The following is an 18,836-nucleotide window of genomic DNA, read 5'->3' as shown; positions in this document are numbered from 1 at the left end:
ACATTAATTCTGGAAAAAGCCCGTAAAAAAACAAGGCTTTAGCTCTAGGAGTGTCAACATAGATTTAGTCAGTTGCAGCGCTTCCCACTATGAGCTATTGCCTCAATCCAGCTTGCCCAAACTCTCAAAATCCCTCTGATACAAAGTTTTGCCTGACTTGCGGCACTAAGTTGCTGCTCAAAGACCGCTACCGTGCCATCAAACCGATTGGGCAAGGCGGTTTTGGTAGAACTTTTTTGGCAGTGGATGAAGACAAACCTTCTAAACCGCGTTGTGTAATCAAGCAGTTTTACCCGCAAGCCCAAGGCACCAGCACGGTTAAAAAGGCAATTGAGTTATTTAACCAAGAAGCGATGCGGCTGGATGAACTGGGTAAACATTCCCAGATTCCCGAATTACTGGCATATTTTACTCAAGACGATCGCCAGTATTTGGTGCAAGAGTTTATCGACGGGCAAAACTTAGCCCAAGAATTGGCACAAGTAGGTGCTTTTAGCGAATCTCAAATTCGTCAGTTGCTGAATGATTTATTGTCAGTGCTGCAATTTGTCCACAGCCAACAAGTGATTCACCGAGATATTAAGCCAGAAAATATTATTCGCAGAAGTCGCGATCGCAAGCTGGTTCTGGTTGATTTCGGCGCGTCTAAAGTTGCCACCACTAACACCCCCAACCAAACGGGAACCAGCATTGGCAGCCCTGAATATGTAGCACCAGAGCAAGCCAGAGGCAAAGCTTCTTTCGCTAGCGATATTTATAGTTTAGGCGTCACCTGTATTCATCTATTAACTCAGCGCTCTCCGTTTGACTTGTACGATATTAACGAAGACGCTTGGATTTGGCGGCAATATTTAAGCTCTAAAGTTAGCGATTCGTTGGGCAAAATTCTGGACAAAATGCTAGAAACAGCTCCCAGTCGGCGCTATCAATCCGCAGAAGCAGTCCTTAAAGACCTGAATTCTCCGTCAGCTCCAGTCACGGTAATTTCTCACACACCGGCGACACCTGCCAAGCCTCTGAAATCATCGCCAGTGACGCCACCCATTGGCAACAAACCTGCTAACCCATCTAAAAGCCAAATTGATATTGAATTAGAGGCTTTAAAAGCTAACCCATCCAAAAGCCAAGCTGATATTGAATTAGAGGCTTTAAAAGCTAACCCATCCAAAAGCCAAATTGATATTGAATTAGAGGCTTTAAGAGCCGAAATAATGGGTGGTGGCACCGCCAAAAACGAAAATCAAAAATCGGCTTCCCCACAACCTCCATCCCCAAATCCTACTAAATCTAAAAGTCATGCCGATCTGCAAGTCGATTTGGAATTGGAGGAGCTAAAAAGTCAGTTTCTGGGATCTCCGACGCCCAAAAAGCCCCCTCAGAGCTAGCGCCTTGGGGATGGCTGTTTGGAAGGCACCGCCATCAATTAAACAATCTCAAACAGCGATCAGAGGCTGAACGCGAGCCGGAAAACCCGCCGAATTGAGCGCCTCAACCGCTGTGTTGTGGTCTTGCACCCAGAATTGACGACCAAGGCGAACGGTTAAGTGCCGCTGTCCTCCTTTCACCGTTGCAATCACCGGGACATTTGCTTTGTCTTTATCGCCTGAGTGTTCTTGGAGATTCGTCATCAAGCGATGCTGTTCCGCAATGTCACCCGCTTGATGAGGTGTCAGTTCCACCATCACCATCCGCACTTGTTCAATGGGTTCTGTATCCTCAACGATCAGCTGAGTTTTATCGTCTCGCCTGTCTACTTTTCCCCAAATAATCAGGCGATTATCCACGACCAAATGTAAGTGAATGCGTTCGTAAGTTTTCGGGAAGACGACGGCTTCAGATTGACCTGTTAAGTCTTCGATTTGCAAGATTGCCATGCGATCGCCCTTTTTGGTGACTACGGGTTTGATCCCGCTGACTATCACAATGGCGCTAAGAGTCGTATCCTCCCGCTGGTCGCCGAGTTCGCTAAGATTAATCGGAGCGAGAATTTGAGCGGATTTCCGCACAGATTTAAGGGGATGGTCAGAGACGTAAAAGCCTAGCAGTTCTTTCTCAAAATGTAACTTTTCGTGTTGAGAAAAATCAGGGATGGCTGGAGCCTTGGGAGCAGATTCAAAGCTACTTTCTGTTGTCGTATTTCCAAAGTCAAAGAGATTTCCCTGCCCACTGGCTCGGTCTTTAGCGCGATTTTGCCCCCAAGGGAGAACTAGCTCAAGGTCTTTGCTTAATTGCTGTCGGTTGGGTTCGAGGGTATCAAACGCACCGCATTTGATCAAAGCTTCTAAGGCGCGGCTGTTAACTGTGCGAAGATCCACGCGATCGCACAAATCAGCCAAAGACTTAAAATTGCCCCCACTTTCCCGTGCTGCCAAAAGACACCGAATCGCCCCCTCTCCCACATTTCGGACTGCCGACAATCCAAATAAAATACTATTTTGCAGCGGTGTAAAATCAACTCCCGATCGATTAATATCTGGCGGCTCCACTTGAATATTCATACTCAAACAAGTGGTGATATATTTTTGCACCTTATCCTGGTCGCCACTGTTAGAGGTCAGCAGCGCTGCCATGTATTCAACGGGATAATTTGCCTTTAAATATGCCGTTTGATAAGTTACATAAGCATAAGCCGTTGAATGGGATTTATTGAAGCAATATTCGGCAAATTTAACCATCTGCTCGAATAAATCTTCAGCAATCTTTTCCTTTACTCCATTTTTAGCAGCTCCATCAATAAAGGCTTCTCGATGCTTTTGCATTTCCGAAACCTTTTTTTTACCCATCGATCTTCTCAATAAATCTGCTTGTCCTAGAGAATATCCTGCTAAATCCTGAGCCATTTTCATGATTTGTTCTTGATAAACAAGAACCGCATAGGTTTCTTGCAGAATTGGCTCTAGTAAAGGATCGACATACTTGATTTCTTCTCGACCATGCTTGCGGTTAATAAACAGAGGAATCAGACCCGCATCTAATGGTCCCGGTCGATAGAGAGCAAGAATTGAGGAAATATCTTCGATGCTGGAAGGCTTCAGGTCGCGCACAATCTGACGCATCCCAGAAGACTCTAATTGAAAGATGCCTTCTAATTCACCTTTTTCTAATACTTCGTAGGTCTTTTGAATATCCGGGGGTATTTTTTTAACTTCACTTTTGGCTAAGATTTTCTGAGCTTTTCTTTCGTCAAGTGGGAGTTGATCGGGATCGAGGGTAATATTTTTATTTTGCTTAATTAGATCGATGCTTTTCTGGATCATGGTTAGGTTTCTTAACCCCAGAAAGTCCATCTTTAATAACCCCAGCGATTCCAAGTCTTCCATGAAATACTGGGTAATGACTGAGCCGTCATTATTTCGTTGTAGCGGCACAATTTGATCTAAAGGTTCTGCTGAAATCACGACACCGGCGGCGTGTACCCCAAAAGTTTTGTTCGTTCCTTCAATTCGCATTGCCATATCAATCCAATGGCGAACGATGGGGTCATTATTGTATTTTTCTTTAAACTCTGGTGCCGGGGTATCATCCGAAATCATCACCTTGAGTTTTGTGGGCTTACCACGCACCACTGGGATCAGTTTCGCCATTTTGTCTGCATCCCCATAGGGAATATTCAACACTCTGGCAACATCTTTTAACACTGCTTTAGACGTGAGGCGGTTAAAGGTAATAATCTGCGCCACCCTATCCGTGCCATACTTTTGGGTGACATATTCAATCACTTTGTCCCGTTGTTCAATGCAGAAATCTGTATCAATATCCGGCATAGATTTCCGTTCTGGGTTCAAAAATCGCTCGAATAGTAACCCATGATGGACGGGATCGATGTTAGTAATTTTTAAGGCATAAGCAACTAGAGAACCCGCCGCAGAACCGCGACCAGGCCCTACTGGAATGTTATTATCTCTGGCATATTTGATATAGTCCCAAACAACTAGAAAGTATGTTGAAAATCCCATCTGCTGCATCATTTTCAACTCATATTCCAGCCGTTCTTTATAGATGGGATCGACTTCAGCACGAGAACGATAACCAAAGCGTTCTAAGAGACCTTTCCAAGTAACATCTTCGAGATAGGTATCGGCGGTGTAGTCGGCTGGGATAGGATAGTCGGGAAGGCGAGGTTCGCCGAGGATGTTGTAAGGTTGAACTTTATCTGCGACTTCTAGGGTATTTGCGATCGCTTCCTCAATTACGTCGTCCGGTAGATGATCTCGAAACAGATATTTCATCTCATCAGCGGATTTCAGATATTCAGTGCCGCTGTAGCGCATCCGATTATCTTCAGAAATCAGTTTTCCGGTCTGAATACATAACAATGCGTCGTGAGCTTCGACATCGTTGCAAGAAATAAAATGGGAATCATTAGTAGCGACAATTTTTATGTCTAGTTCCCGCGCAATTTTTACAATCTCAACGTTAACTGTTCGGTCTTCTTGAGAACCGTGATCTTGAATTTCTAAATAAAAATCTTCACCGAAAACATCTTTATACCACTGAGCAGTTCGACGAGCAACATCTGGTCGGCGCTGAAGAATTGCTTGAGGAATTTCACCTCCCAAACAAGCACTGGTAACAATTAAACCTTCGTGGTATTCAGCTAATAATTCTTTATTGATACAGGGACGGGCAAAAATTCCTTTTCCCTGATAACCTTTGAGATGGGAAATTGTTGTTAATTTAACTAGATTTTTATAGCCTTTCGTATTTTTCGCTAAAACAACTTGGTGATATTTTTTTCGACCACGCTTTTGTTCTTCAATATCACCATTAACGACATACATTTCATTGCCAATAATCGGCTTAATCGTTTTCCCACGACAAACCTTAATTAGCTCAATCGCGCCATACATAACACCGTGATCTGTGAGCGCGATCGCAGGCATCCCCAATTTCAATGCTTGATCCACCAGTTCCGGTAACTGACTGGCACCATCCAGCAAACTATAATCACTGTGAACGTGCAAACCAACAAAAGACATATTCGGTAATCGGTAATTGGTAATCGGTAATCGGTAATCGGTGATGCCAATTACCGATTACTAATCTAGAGTTTTGGAGCGCGTAGATGCCAATCAGTTGCTTGCTCATATGCATAAGCAACTTGCAGTAGCAAATCTTCTCGCAACACGTTACTCATCATCTGTATCCCAATCGGTAATCCCTGGTCATCGAATCCACAAGGTAAACTCAATCCAGGCAAACCTGCGAGATTTAAAGGAATCGTCATCAGGTCATTTAAATACATACTCAAGGGATCTTCGCTATTTTCCCCTGCTTTAAATGCAGTGGTGGGAGCAGTGGGAGACACTAAGATATCCACTCTTTCAAAAGCCCGTTGGAAGTCTTGTTTAATCAGGGTGCGGACTTTTTGCGCTTTCAGATAATAGGCGTCGTAATATCCTGCGGAGAGAGCATAAGTGCCTAACATGATCCGCCGCTTAACTTCGGTGCCAAAACCGCCGGAGCGGGTCTGAGTATACATTGACAACAGATTATCCGCGTCAGGCGTCCGGAAGCCATACTTCACGCCGTCGTAACGGGCGAGATTGGCGGATGCCTCAGAAGGAGCAATGATGTAATAGGTGGGCAAACCGTAGCGGAAGCGGGGACAGGAAATTTCTTGAATTTCGGCTCCCAGGTTTTGCAGCTGCTCAATCGCTTTTGTGACCGCTTGCCACACACAGGAGTCTACACCTTCACCAAAAGTTTCTTTAATAAAACCTACTCTCAACTGACCTCTAGGTCTCAGGTCAGGTCTCAAGGATTTGGCATAGTTTGGGATTTTCACGTCGAGACTGGTAGAGTCTTTGGGATCGTAACCCGCGATCGCTCCCAGTAAAATTGCCGCATCTTCGACTGTCCGCGCAAATGGCCCAATTTGGTCCAAAGAAGACCCATAAGCAACCAGACCAAAACGGGAAACCAGCCCATAAGTCGGTTTTAACCCGACAACGCCGCAGAAAGATGCTGGCTGACGGATAGACCCCCCTGTATCGGAACCGAGAGACACCACACACTCTCTTGCCGCCACCGCCGCCGCCGAACCGCCAGACGATCCTCCCGGCACCCGCTGTAAATCCCAAGGGTTGGCGGTGACTTGATAGGCAGAGCTTTCTGTAGAACTGCCCATCGCAAACTCATCCATATTCGTTTTGCCCACCATCACCGCACCAGCATCTGCCAGTTTTTGGGTCACGGTTGACTCGTAGGAGGGGACAAAATTTTCCAAAATCTTGGAACCGCAAGTGGTGCGAATTCCCTGGGTACAGAGATTGTCCTTGATGCCAATGGGAATGCCAGCCATCAGCCCAATTTCTTCACCGGCAGCGATTTTGGCATCCACAGCATGAGCCTGTTCTAATGCTCTCTCTGCCGTCACGCTCAAAAAACTATTCAATTTCGGCTCTAGTGCCTGAATGCGGTCTAAAGCTTCTTGAGTGAGTTCTACAGCGGAGCGTTCTTTACTAATGAGTTGTTTGTGCAACTCGCGGATGGATGGCATGCTTTGCTTCTACCTTTAGTGACTCAAAGTCCAGATATTTAGTATAGGTCGTGGTTTAGACGCGATGGTTAATTCAGCAATCCTTTGGGATTGTGAAATTTTAGCGGGAAGTTTGGCAAACCCTGAAATGCGGAACCGAAGGTTGTTCTACACAAGACATCCCTTTCCCGACGCTGTCCAGTTACCCTCCAAGTCGAGCATACTGGATCGTGTCCGTAACACACGCCAGGTCAATTATGCGTCGATTTCAGTTTTGCGCGATCGCTCCCATGCGCTTTCTCGCTCAGAAAGTATTGAGACTCGCAACCCTATTGCTATTGTCTCTAACATTTTTCGGTTGGACACTCCCAGTGCAAGCAGCGACCCAAATTAGCCCGCGCTTGGAAGAGCAAATTTTACAAGTGATTCGTCAGCACCCAGAAGTGGTTCTGGAGTCGGTTCAGGCATATCAACAACAACAACAACAGCGGCTAAGCCAAGCCCAGCAGTCATTTTTGCAGGAATTCAAGACCAACCCCAAGGCAGTCATTGGGGCATCTCCGACGACGGGAACAGAGTCGTCAAAGGTTGTGCTAATCGAATTTTCAGACTTCCAATGTCCTTATTGTGCCCAAGCGCATGACACGCTAAAGGAGCTGATCGCAAAGCATCCGGATGAAGTGACTTTAGCTTACAAGCATTTTCCCCTGACTCCGATCCATGCGGAAGCCATGCCAGCGGCTAAAGCGGCTTGGGCGGCAGATCGGCAAGGCAAATTCTGGGAATATCATGATGCTTTATTTGCCAAGCAAGACAAATTGGGCGAGGAGTTATATGTGGAGATTGCCCAAACACTCGATTTGGATTTAGAGCAATTTAACCGCGATCGCGCCAGCGATACCGCCAGTGCTGCAATTGGGCAGGATATTCAGCTTGCTGAGAGTTTAGGGCTTGCAGGCACTCCCTTTTTCTTGATCGATACTGAGACTTTCTCAGGTCCTATCCAACTGTCAGATATGGAAAATCTACTCACTGCTGCCAAGTAATTTCGGTGTCATCAAGATTGAATCTGGATGGAGCGCTTTAAGCGTTCATTGCCTTTGAGCGCTTCTGACAGCCTCAGTCATTTAGCTGTACCTGAGTTGACAGAATGCCAGATTACAGAGAGGCTGTCACTTTGGTAACTAAAGGCAGTGTAATCAGAAACTCAGCTCCCTTACCGGGAGAAGAAATGCACTCCAGCTGACCACCATGTTTTTCGACGACCACTTGGTAGCTGATAGACAAACCCAATCCGGTGCCTTTACCAATCGATTTGGTGGTAAAGAAAGGTTCAAACAGGCGCTGTCTAACCGTTTCAGTCATCCCCCGTCCATTGTCAGCGATGCGGATTTGCACCTGCTGGGGGTTGAGTAACTGAGTACAAATGGTGATGCGGCTGGGATTTTCTTTGATGTCCTGAGGCGATCGCTGAGCGTCCCGTTCGTCTAGGGCATCCATCGCGTTGGAAAGCACATTCATAAACACCTGATTCAACTGACCGGCGTAGCATTCCACCAAGGGCAAATTTCCGTATTCCTTGATGATTTCAATGCCGCGACGGTCAGATTTGTCTTTCAGACGGTTGTGCAAGATGGTTAGCGTGCTGTCAATTCCTTCGTGAATGTTGACAGCTTTCACTTCTGCCTCATCCATGCGTGAGAAGTTGCGGAGTGCCAGCACGATCTCCTGAATTCGGTCGGCTCCAACTTTCATCGACGATAGCAGCTTCGGCAAGTCTTGCATCAGGAATTCTAGGTCAATCGCTTCAGCTTCTTCCTGAATTTCTGAATGTGGGTGAGGATAGTGCGTTTGATACAGTTCCAGCAACCTCAGCAAGTCTTGCATATAGTTGTTGGCATAAGTGAGATTGCCGTAGATGAAGTTGACGGGGTTGTTAATTTCATGGGCAACGCCAGCAACTAACTGTCCCAGACTGGACATTTTTTCAGTTTGTACCAATTGCGCCTGAGTCTGCTGGAGTTCCTTGAGTGTCTGCTCTAACTCGTGTGCTTTAGTACGGGTTTGATTGTACAGGTCTGCCTGGTTGAGCGCGATCGCAAACTGCTCGATCACGACCTGTAACAACTCGACCTCGCTATCGTTCCAGCAACGCGGTTCGGTGCTGTGGCTACAGCAAATTGCGACAACCATACCCCCAGGTAACTGAACGGGGATAATCAGTACTGTTCGCATTCCTAGCGTGCGTACAAAGTCTCGCCAAGTGGGATCTTCTACCGTCTCGATATCTTCTATTCGTAAGGTTTCCAGCTTTAGAAGTTTGGTCGCTAACACACCGAATGCCGATGCAGGATAGCGTCCGGTCAAATCGGGTAGGTGAGCAAGGCGAACTTCCGGAGAAATTTCCCAGTATGGCTCCTCTACATTGCCGTGATACCAGCCAAGATGACATCGATCGGTCTGAAGGACTTTCTGGATTTCGTGCAATGTTGTCTCTAAGATGGCATCAAAGTCAAGAGAATTGCGAATCTGGTTGGTGAGCCGATTAATTAACTGTTCGCGCTGTGCTTGCTCTTTTAGCTGCTGAACGGACAATCGCAAGGCATCTTCTACCCGTTTGCGATCGCTAATATCCCTCGTGATGACAACGATACCCAGAATGTTACCGTGAGCATCCCGCCAAGGAGCTTTTGTGGTTAAAAAGGTGGTGTTGATGTCACCATTAGAAACCACTTCCTCATAAGCTTCAGTAACGCCTGCTTCCATAATCTGACGGTCTCTCGCCATGATTTGGTGGGCAATGTCAGGAGGTAGCAGTTCAGAATCGTCTTTGCCAAGAATCTCCTCAATTGGCTTTCCAAAGAAGTTTGCCAAATTAGAGTTGAGCGCGATATGACGCCCCTGCCGATCTTTGACAAGGATGAAGTCTGGTGTACTTTCCAAAATAGAGTTTAAGAGGGCATTGCGTTCGCGCAGGTCTGCTGCTGCTTGTTTGCGTTCGTCTTCGACGCGCTTGCGATCGCTGATATCCGTCGAAATCCCACCCAGCGCGTAAGGCACACCAGCTTCATCCAGAATTGGGAAATGCACCGAAACGTAGGTATGCAAACCATCTTCATGGAGGATAACTTCTTCTGAGACGATGGCTTTTCCCCCTGCCAGAATCCGTCGGTCGTTCTGTGTAAACTGCTGAGCCATTTCTTGGGGAAACAAGTCGTAATTCGTCTTTCCTTTAATCTCCTCTCTGGTAATGCCAAATAACCGTTCAAATTCCCGATTAACCCGAATGTGTCGTCCTTGAATATCCTTTAAATAAATCACTGCCGGACAGTTATCGATAATCGCTTGTAGTTCTGCCTCGCTCTCTTTCAAAGCGGCTTCTGCCTGCTCTCGCTCTCGAATTTCGTCTTGCAGGTGTGCCACCACCGCTCGGAGTTCCTGGGTGCGTTCCTCGACTCGTTGTTCTAGCTCTAGCTTCCCTTGGTTCAGTGCTGCTTCCGCTTCCTTTCGCTCCGTGATATCCAGCAGCACCCCACAGAAGATGATTTCACCCTGATTGTTTTTTGTAGGGATAGAACTACCCTGCCACCAGCGTATCTCTCCATTTGGCTTGATTAATCGCCCTTCATAGTGCCAAGGGATGGATTGCTCAATCACTTCAGTGACCGATGCATAATAGCTTTCTAAGTCGTCAGGATGCACCTGACGAATGAACGCGCCGAAATCTGCCATGACCACCTCAGCCGTCACGCCTAGGAGATTCCAGATTCCTTCGCTCATATAATCTACTCTCCAGACATCCTTCCGGTTGGTGAACTGGAAAATCACCCCAGGTAGATTCGCGGTGGTATCTCTAAATCGTGCCTCCTTAACGGCTAAAGCTGCCTCAGCTTGTTTGCGCTCCGTGATATCTTCAGTTGCCAGGATGATGCCGCCCATCACTCCGGTTTCATCTTGCCAAGGACGAATCTCCCATTTGCGCCAGCCAGTTGAGCCATCCGTTCGCTGAAACGGTTCTTCAACCAACATCTCGACTGCTTCGGTCAAACAACGTTGGTATGCTGCCTGTAAGGGTTCCCAATCCGAGGGGCAAACCTCAGGATGCGATCGCCCAATAATTTCTGGTTGCTTCAGTCCCAGTTCGCTCAACCACCGCTGGCTGAAGAGCAGATAGTTGAGGTTGCAATCGAGAATGGCAGCCGCTAAGGGTAGGTTTTCAATGAATTGGAAACAAAGGCAATCGTGCTTCATCTGGCTCTGAGCCGGGAAGTGCTGTTTCATGAATTAGGGATTGGTTCCTACACTGGACAGTATCCAATACTGCGGCTTCTGCCCCTCCCCATCTGCATACCAAAGTGCATGATGACGAAGAGGATTCAATATCTAGAGTTCCCTCTACACAAAGGCTAGTAACATTTGTTGAAATAACGAATTGCAAAAAAAACAGAAGAATTCTGCGTATATAGATAAGTTTTGTCGCTGACAAACACAAGTGAGAGGCGTGCTACCACTCCACCTTACCAGCGCGCTAAATTCTGAATCAGGTTCAATACAAGAATTTAATTGTGTCGAATTATACAAACTTACTGAACGCGGCTTCCAAGCTAACTTCAAGGCTAAGTAGTACGCGATCGCACCGATGACATCGGGTATGGGGCGATTCACAATGAAATTCAGTTAGCACCAACCCTGGACATTCTAGGCAATCCCCTGTTAGTCAACAACAGGAACAGGGAAACTTTCTCGTGGGGTGCTGTCTATTTATCTAATACGGACAGTTTATCAACTCGTGGCAGCGAGTCTTAAGGTAACTTATGCGTCGAATTCAATTTTGGGCATTTGCCCCCATCGTCCTAGTCGCTACTTTCTTTCCTTTTGTCGCTCAAGCGCGGCAGTCTGTGGAAAATGTTAGCGGTAATATTGTCCCCGTTAGTCTTTCTCAAGAAGCATCTACCTTATTGGCGCAGGCAACTACTCTCTCACCGCTGGAACAAGGAGTGATTGCTGAAATGAATAAGGCGCGGAAAAATCCCGCCGCCTATGCCGCCGTACTGGAGAATTGGAAAAAACGCTTCCAAGGTAAGCAAGTGAGAATGTCTGGAAACGTCTTTTTACAAACCCAAGAAGGTGTGAAAGCCGTCGATGAAGCGATTCGCTTCCTGAAATCCACTCGTCCTCTCCCACCTCTAAGTGCATCTAAAGGGATGTCATTGGGGGCTAGGGATCATGTGAAAGACCAAGGACCAAAAGGTAAGGTTGGTCACAATGGGAGCGATCGCAGCGATCCGTTTTCTCGCATCAACCGCTACGGTTCCTGGCAAACCACCGCAGCCGAAAATATTAGTTACGGCTCTGACACCCCTCAATCTATCGTCATGCAGTTAATCATTGATGATGGAGTTCCGGATCGCGGTCACAGAAAAAACATTTTCAACCCGGCTTTCCGAGTCGCAGGAGTGGCTTTTGGGTCTCACGCAAAATACAAATCGATGTGCGTGATTACCTATGCTGGAGGATATAAAGAGAAATAGGCTTCATGCATCACTCGTCCTCTTCATCTCATCAGCTCAGCGTTCTCCGCCAGGGAAAAGGCTTTCCAATTCTCTGTCTACACGGTCATCCGGGGTTAGGCAGCAGTATGTCTGTATTCACTAACCACTTATCCCAAAAATTCCAAACTTTTGCCCCTGACCTCCGGGGATACGGCAATAGTCGCATCAAGGGTAATTTTAGAATGGAAGACCATTTAACCGATTTGGAGGCGCTTCTAGACCGCTTCCAGATTGAGCGTTGCCTGGTATTGGGTTGGTCGTTAGGGGGGATTTTGGCGATGGAGTTGGCGCTGAGGCTACCAGAGCGAGTCACGGGTTTAATTTTGATTGCCACAGCAGCACGCCCCCGTGGGAATCATCCGCCAATCAGCTGGCAGGATAATTTCTACACGGGGCTGGCTTCGATCGTGAACCGGGTACAGCCTGGGTGGGAATGGAATATTGAGACCTTTGGGAAGCGATCGCTCTATCGCTACCTGATCGGGCAACATACCCCTGGCGCTTACCGCTACCTCGCATTGGAAGCGATGTCAGCTTACTTGCAAACCTCAGCGGCGGCAACGCAGGCACTCAATACTGCTCTGAGAGCTGGTTACAACCGATTGGCGGATCTCCAGCAAATCCAATGTCCGAGTTTGATGCTGGCAGGAGCAAGCGATCGCCACATCACCCCTGAGTCCAGTTTAGAAACGGCTCATCACCTCAAGGATTGCCAATGGCACTGCTACCCGAATACCGCTCATTTATTTCCCTGGGAAATTCCCGAACGGGTACTGCGGGACATTGACTCTTGGCTCGATAGCCATCCACAAGTCGTGACGCCAGCCAGAGTTTAGATACCATCGTCGCCTCACCCTGTCCCGAAGTGATGCAGCCCCCACCAAAGGGGATGCAAGTTCGAGTCTGGTATCCTTCCAATCTTGTGAATTCTTAGCATCCCAGAAGCATCTATTCCTAGCGATCGCACCCCTCTGGTAAACCCAGAGGGGTTAGGGGTAAGGTGCCAAAGATGGGGATTCAAAGGAAGTGGATATCACCTGTGAAAAAGCTCAAAACCTAAGAAGGCTGACCGCTAAAAAACGTGGCTGTTCTTTGGCGGTCAAAACGCTCCCCCGACTCATCGTAAATCGTCAGCTTCTCTGGCTTACAGCGCTTCACAGTAGCCTTAATGCCTTTCGCTCCTTCTGCTTCCAGGTCTTCGATATAACCAGCTTTGGTTCTATCAGCTTCCTGGGAGCTGAGGAAAGGGCCAAAGTAGTAAGTACAACGGGGGTTGTCTGTGACAATCTCAACCCACGAAGCCCATCCAAAGAAGTGGAGAATGTTAATCAAGAATTCCTTCATATTTTTGGCCTATCTTAGGGGATACAAAGCAGTCTTCTAAAAGGTTGTTCTTTACATTCTGTTATATTCTGTCATCTTTCTTTTTGAAAGTCTCTTTTGAAAGATTATTCAAGTAGAGCCGATTCGACCAGCGCTGACGATAGATTTCATAAAGAGCCATTCCCCCTGCGACTGACGCATTCAGGCTCGGTGTGTTTCCCTGTAGCGGAATCGAAATCAGGAAGTCACAACACTTTTGTGTCAGAAGATTCAATCCTTCACCTTCAGAACCAATCACCAATACTACTGGCCCGGAAAATTGAGTAGTGTGTAACATTTGACCATCGCCTGCGGCGGTGCCATAAATCCAAAAGCCAGCCGCTTTCAATTCTTCTAAGGCACGGCTGAGGTTAACCACTCTGGAAACAGGAAAAGTTTCTAAAGCTCCGACTGCCACTTTCATGACGGCGGATGTGATTCCCACTGCTCGTCGTTGAGGGATCACCAATCCCTGGGCACCCAAAGCTTCTGCCGTGCGAATAATCGCTCCTAGATTGTGGGGATCGGTAATGCCATCCGCTACCACCAGCACTGGCTGCTCCGAGACGGATTTTGCCTGAGCGATTAACTCGCTCAGGTCAGTGTAAGCGTAGGGCGCGACTTGAGCGACCACGCCTTGGTGATTCACCCCGTGGCTAATTTGCTCTAAGCGGCGCGCACTGACTTCATCGATTACCGTTCCCCGTTCCTTGGCTTTCAGTAGGAGGGAGTGAAACCGGGAATCATAACGCAAATTTGGCAGTATCCAAACCCGATTCAGCTGGCGATGTTTTTCCAACGCTGTGAGGACAGGATGCCGTCCATAAATCAGATCGCTTTCTTCTTCGGGTGCGGCTGCTGCTGCTCGATCCTCGTCCTGAAAACGACCTCTGGGAATCTCCCGTTCGTGACGGTTGGGAATTGACTTCTTTGGCTTGAAGTTGTCTGTCGGGCGCGTGTCAATTGAGTCTGTGTTTTTGTGGCGGGAAGCCGGACGGATTTGTTGACGCTCCCGGCGCGTGTCAGTTGAGTCTGTGTCTTTGTGGCGGGAGGCAGGACGGATTTGCTGACGCTCCCGGCGCGTGTCAATTGAGTCTGTGTCTTTGTGACGGGAAGGAGGACGGATTTGCTGACGCTCTCGGCGCTGGAGAATTGGCTTGACTTGCTCGTGCTTCCCAACTGGGCGCGAATCCCGATTGACATCCTCGTTATCAGAGAAGGAACGATCCTGGGGCGTCTGTTGCTCTACAATTCGCTTCCCAATCCGATTGTCCCCAAGACGCTTTGGGAAGGCACGCTTGGCTCGAATGGGCTTCCCTCGACTGGCGCTGGATCTGCTTGGAGGCTGAGGGCGGCGATGTTGATCGGCCATATTGTTAAGAATCTTTAACTTGTGGAAGTGGATTTAGTTCTAAGTAGCTCAACAGCTGATTCAAGCGCTGGGGATCTGTTAGGTAAAGATAGCCCATCAACGTCTCTAAGCTGCTAGCTTGTTGATAAATTTCGGGATCGAGGCGCTTGGGACGACCTGCCGCAGCGTTACGTCCCCGCCGCAAGATTTCTAATTCTGTGTTGGTAAGGTGGGGTTCGAGCGATCGCAATGCTTTTGCCTGACTTTCAGCTCTCACTTGCGCCACTACCATGTCATGATAAGCGTGGGATCGCTTGGGTGGCAGTAGATAAAAACTACGGATATAAAGCTCATACACGGCATCTCCTAGATAAGCTAAAGACGCCGGGGAAATCCGCTGAATTTGCGTGCGACGATCTGCGATCGCCCAGATCGAGTTCAACGATATTTTGGTTTCACCCAGTACGGGGTTAGTATTCAGCCAATCTGAACACTCTTCCTCCTGTGAACTCACATCTATGCCCTACCTCGCCCTCTAGTTGATCTTAATGCTTTTGCCTGAAAATCAGGGATGGGGTATGGGGAGTCGGGAGTCGGTAGGGGGTAATCGGTAATTACCTGTTCCCTTGTCTCCTACGCCTCTGCACCGCTGCTCTTTGTTTCCCCATCATTCCCGGTTCAGGACTTTTGAAAATGATTGGGGCGGGTTCTAAAGCCCCCGCCCCTCAAGCGCGAGTAGCCGAATCATCGCGGCATACGAAAAGCGCATCCGCGCCGCTACGCGATCGCGCCTCTGTATAGGTCAAGCAGGCTTGACATTCTCCAATGCCGCTTCGACTGAAGGCTGCAATGACAGAAACTGTTCTAAGCGAACCAGCTTGACAGTTTGAGTCACGCGGGCATTTGTAACAATTTGCAAACTACCCTCAAGACTTTGAGCCTTTTTCACCAGCTGCACTAGAGCGCCCAATCCAGAGCTATCAACAAAATCAATTTTGGAAAGATCCAGCACAACGTTGCTGGGTCCATCTTCAATACACTTGCTGATAACTTTCCGAAATGTGGGTTCGGAAAAAGCATCCAATAAGCCTGTGAGGCGGAATAGCTGATAATTGTCCCTAACTTCGCGAGTGCCTCTTAAGCTGACAGTTAGGGTTAGTGGCTCAGGAATAACACCCTCCTAGCTGGATTGTCCTTAGTCGAGGCTTTATTATAAAACACAATGCGCGGATATACGCATCTGTTGTAATTCGTCCTTAGTTATTCGCGACCGAGCAAGGATATTAAGACTTTCTACTTCATCTGGGACACCCCTCACCCCTCTTTCCCCCTCTCGCGCAAGAGGGGGGAAATCTACTCGCTAACGGGTCTTATCGAGGCAATGAGATCGCATCTAGGCGCTACGCTTATGCGATCTCATCTGCTCAACAAATTGCTCAAACAGATAGTCGGCATCGTGAGGGCCAGGGCTGGCTTCTGGGTGATACTGCACGGAAAAGAAGGGTAGAGATTTGTGACGCAACCCAGCCACGGTGCGGTCGTTCAGGTTTAGGTGGGTAATTTCTACTTCTGGATTTAGAGAATCTGCGTCAATGGCAAACCCGTGATTTTGGCTAGTAATCTCCACTCGCTGCTTCTCAAAACCGGCGGGTTGATTTAAGCCCCGATGACCAAATTTGAGCTTGAAGGTGTCAGCCCCCAGCGAAAGACCAAGAATTTGGTGCCCCATGCAGATCCCAAACATCGGTTTCTGGCTTTCTAGCAGCGCCCTTGTGGTTTCGATGCCTTCGGTGACAGCAGCGGGATCGCCGGGACCATTGGAAAGAAAAATTCCATCCGGGTTGTGCTTGAGAATTTCTTCGGGGGGTGTATTGGCGGGAACCACGACCACGCGGCAACCGTAACTCGCCAGACGCCGCAGGATGTTCCGTTTGATGCCAAAATCAATGGCAACCACCGTGAGGGGTTCCCCGCTTTCTGAGGGGATTCCAGGGCTAAATTCCCAACTCGACTCGGTGGGGTCAGACCACTCATAGACTTTGGCAGTGGTCACTTCCCGAACTAGATTCAATCCTGCCATGCTGGGAGCTTCTTGCACTTTCTCCAACAATTCAACGGGGTCAAGAATTTCGGTGGAAATCGCGCCATTCATGGCACCAGCAGAGCGAATCTTTCGGGTAAGGGCACGGGTATCGATACCGTAAATGCCTGGAATGTTGTGTTGCTTGAGATAATCGGGCAAAGACTGGCTGGAACGCCAATTGCTGGGACGGGAGGCAATGTTACGAGCGATCGCGCCCCGCACTTGGGGACCATTCGATTCTTCATCATCTAGATTGACGCCAGTGTTGCCTAATTCTGGATAGGTGAAGGTGACAATCTGACCGCAGTAGCTGGGATCTGTCAAGACTTCCTGGTAGCCGGTGATACCTGTGTTAAAGACCACTTCACCGATAGCTGTTCCAGGGGCACCAAAAGACCAGCCTTTGTACGACGTGCCATCGGCAAGGACAAGCAGAGCTGGTTGAGGAGAAGAAATAGACATAAGGGAGTGGTTAGTTTTTAGAAATTACTTCTTAGTTGGTAAGTTAGCATCTCACAGCCGTTGGGATAAGAGGTAGGGGGTACTGTGTGAGAATGCGATCGCATTTGGCAGCTCCTAATTGAAGGGGCGACGATAGCAATTCCAAGGTTGGGTGTATTGGATAGTAGGGGTATGGCAATGTCATGCCCCTACTATCGGGAGACCTACTGTATAGACATCGCCCATTCAAAAAAACATGAGCGAATGGCTAATTTTTCAGAAACTCAACTAACTGCTCCAACTTCGACCAGGCAGTACCGCCACCCAAGATTTCTCTAGCCATTGTAATGCCCTCCGCATGGCTACCCATTGCGATCGCGCCCCCAACTTGGAGTGCCAACGCCGCATTTAAAGCCACTACATCTTGCTGTGCAGATGTTCCTTTTCCTTGAAGGACATCGCGCAAAATTTCGGCATTTTCCTCAACATCTCCACCCCGAATCGACGTGGTGGGTGCTGGTGTCAAGCCTAATTCGTGGGGATGCAGCGTTGTCAGTTGTACCTCACCACCAGAGAGCACTGCTAAATCTGTCGCGTCTGCTAATCCAGCTTCATCCAGTTTCTCTCGTCCGTGCAGGACAATTGCCTGCTGAGTTCCTAACTGTCCTAAAGCATGGGCAATCGTCACGACCAGGTTAGGATCGCACACCCCAATGATCTGCCCGGTAGGGCGTAACGGATTTACTAATGGGCCTAATAAATTAAAGACCGTCCGCACTTTCAAGGTTCGCCGCAGCGATGCCACCGCTTTGAGCGCTGGGTGCCAACCGGGTGCAAATAAAAAGGTAATCCCGACTTCCTCTAGTGCGGCTTGTGCTTTCTCACTGCTGGCGTTTAGGTTAACTCCCAGCGCTTCCAAGACATCCGCCGATCCAACTTTACTCGAAGCCGAGCGATTGCCATGTTTGGCAACTGAGACGCCAGCAGCAGCGGCTACAAAGGCAACGGCGGTAGAGATATTAAAGGTTGATGCCCCATCTCCACCAGTTCCACAGGTGTCAATGACTGGAGTGAGGATGGGGGACTGTGGGCGCTTCGCCTTCTCGGCGAGTGGGCTGAGTGGGGAGGATTGAGACTGCAACACCTGAGCCATCCCAGCGAGTTCGTCTGCCGAAACCCCCTTTGCTTGCAGGGCGGCTAAAATCGCCCCCGATAGCACTGGTGGAATTTCCTCGTTTAACCATGCCTGCATGAGAGAGGCGGCTTGGTCATGAGGCAGGGATTGCCGATCGAGTAGCTGTTGTAGCAGGTTAGGCCAAATGGATGTGTCGGTAGAAGCGATCGCTCCTGTCGTCCCAGCATCTTGGCTTATCAGTGAAGGAGTATTAGTCATTGACAGGTCTGGGTGCAGCGCACTCAGTTCAGAGGCATTTTGCAAAAGCTTATCGGATCGCCAAGCTCTCTAGCAACGTCCTGCACGCTTCTATGTCGTAATTTTCCTGAGATCGCACAATAGGTTTTTGATAAATATTAAGATTCAGCTATTTTGCTGATTCCAATTAGACC

General features: G+C 48.3%; 13 protein-coding genes. 4 read left to right on the top strand and 9 right to left on the bottom strand.

Annotated elements, in window-relative coordinates; all coding sequences use genetic code 11:
• Positions 1 to 89 precede the first annotated feature (89 nt).
• The gene (locus NDA03_RS22815) at positions 90 to 1,385 is read left to right on the top strand and encodes a serine/threonine-protein kinase (protein WP_348239237.1); all 1,296 of its coding nucleotides are present in this window, start codon (positions 90 to 92) and stop codon (positions 1,383 to 1,385) included.
• A 48-nt stretch (positions 1,386 to 1,433) separates the two neighbouring features.
• Here the strand turns inward: NDA03_RS22815 and NDA03_RS22810 are convergent, their stop codons facing one another.
• Both NDA03_RS22810 and gatA read right to left on the bottom strand, forming a co-directional pair.
• On the bottom strand, positions 1,434 to 4,979 hold the full coding sequence (locus NDA03_RS22810) for a DNA polymerase III subunit alpha (protein ID WP_348239236.1): 3,546 nt from the start codon (positions 4,977 to 4,979) through the stop codon (positions 1,434 to 1,436).
• 65 nt (positions 4,980 to 5,044) lie between these two features.
• On the bottom strand, positions 5,045 to 6,502 hold the full coding sequence (gatA, locus tag NDA03_RS22805) for an Asp-tRNA(Asn)/Glu-tRNA(Gln) amidotransferase subunit GatA (RefSeq protein WP_348233737.1): 1,458 nt from the start codon (positions 6,500 to 6,502) through the stop codon (positions 5,045 to 5,047).
• Between the two features lie 236 nt (positions 6,503 to 6,738).
• Here gatA and NDA03_RS22800 point away from each other — a divergent pair, with 236 nt between their 5' ends.
• Complete coding sequence (locus NDA03_RS22800; RefSeq protein ID WP_348233736.1) at positions 6,739 to 7,527, top strand: thioredoxin domain-containing protein; 789 nt, start codon at positions 6,739 to 6,741, stop codon at positions 7,525 to 7,527.
• 112 nt (positions 7,528 to 7,639) lie between these two features.
• Here NDA03_RS22800 and NDA03_RS22795 read toward each other — a convergent pair whose 3' ends face one another.
• Positions 7,640 to 10,762, bottom strand: a complete 3,123-nt coding sequence (locus NDA03_RS22795; protein ID WP_348239235.1) for a PAS domain S-box protein — start codon at positions 10,760 to 10,762, stop codon at positions 7,640 to 7,642.
• 533 nt (positions 10,763 to 11,295) lie between these two features.
• Between NDA03_RS22795 and NDA03_RS22790 the strand changes: the two genes are divergently transcribed.
• A complete protein-coding gene (locus NDA03_RS22790; RefSeq protein ID WP_348239234.1) occupies positions 11,296 to 12,012 on the top strand; it encodes a CAP domain-containing protein in 717 nt (238 codons plus the stop codon).
• Positions 12,013 to 12,017: 5 nt separating this feature from the next.
• Positions 12,018 to 12,869 (top strand): alpha/beta hydrolase, encoded by an 852-nt coding sequence (locus tag NDA03_RS22785; RefSeq protein ID WP_348239233.1) that lies wholly within the window; start codon positions 12,018 to 12,020, stop codon positions 12,867 to 12,869.
• Between the two features lie 220 nt (positions 12,870 to 13,089).
• On the opposite strand, the gene NDA03_RS22780 is transcribed toward NDA03_RS22785, so the two are convergent.
• The 6 genes from NDA03_RS22780 to trpD all read right to left on the bottom strand — a co-directional run bounded on the left by NDA03_RS22780 (position 13,090) and on the right by trpD (position 18,663).
• Complete coding sequence (locus NDA03_RS22780) at positions 13,090 to 13,377, bottom strand: DUF1816 domain-containing protein (RefSeq protein WP_190414796.1); 288 nt, start codon at positions 13,375 to 13,377, stop codon at positions 13,090 to 13,092.
• A gap of 61 nt (positions 13,378 to 13,438) precedes the next feature.
• Positions 13,439 to 14,359, bottom strand: a complete 921-nt coding sequence (gene rlmB / locus NDA03_RS22775; protein WP_348239249.1) for a 23S rRNA (guanosine(2251)-2'-O)-methyltransferase RlmB — start codon at positions 14,357 to 14,359, stop codon at positions 13,439 to 13,441.
• Between the two features lie 412 nt (positions 14,360 to 14,771).
• Complete coding sequence (locus NDA03_RS22770) at positions 14,772 to 15,209, bottom strand: ribonuclease III domain-containing protein (RefSeq protein ID WP_242028867.1); 438 nt, start codon at positions 15,207 to 15,209, stop codon at positions 14,772 to 14,774.
• Between the two features lie 339 nt (positions 15,210 to 15,548).
• A complete protein-coding gene (locus tag NDA03_RS22765) occupies positions 15,549 to 15,917 on the bottom strand; it encodes an anti-sigma factor antagonist (protein ID WP_190414821.1) in 369 nt (122 codons plus the stop codon).
• A 222-nt stretch (positions 15,918 to 16,139) separates the two neighbouring features.
• Positions 16,140 to 17,291, bottom strand: coding sequence for a glutamine-hydrolyzing carbamoyl-phosphate synthase small subunit (carA, locus tag NDA03_RS22760; RefSeq protein WP_190414798.1), 1,152 nt, complete (start codon positions 17,289 to 17,291; stop codon positions 16,140 to 16,142).
• Positions 17,292 to 17,538: 247 nt separating this feature from the next.
• Entirely contained in the window at positions 17,539 to 18,663 is a 1,125-nt protein-coding gene (gene trpD / locus NDA03_RS22755) for an anthranilate phosphoribosyltransferase (RefSeq protein ID WP_348239232.1), read from the bottom strand.
• Positions 18,664 to 18,836 lie beyond the last annotated feature (173 nt).

Source organism: Trichocoleus sp. Lan (assembly GCF_039961855.1).
Lineage (GTDB): Bacteria > Cyanobacteriota > Cyanobacteriia > Cyanobacteriales > FACHB-T130 > FACHB-T130.
The sequence above is the reverse complement of the archived record's forward strand: the minus strand, read 5'-3'. Positions and strand labels throughout refer to the sequence as shown.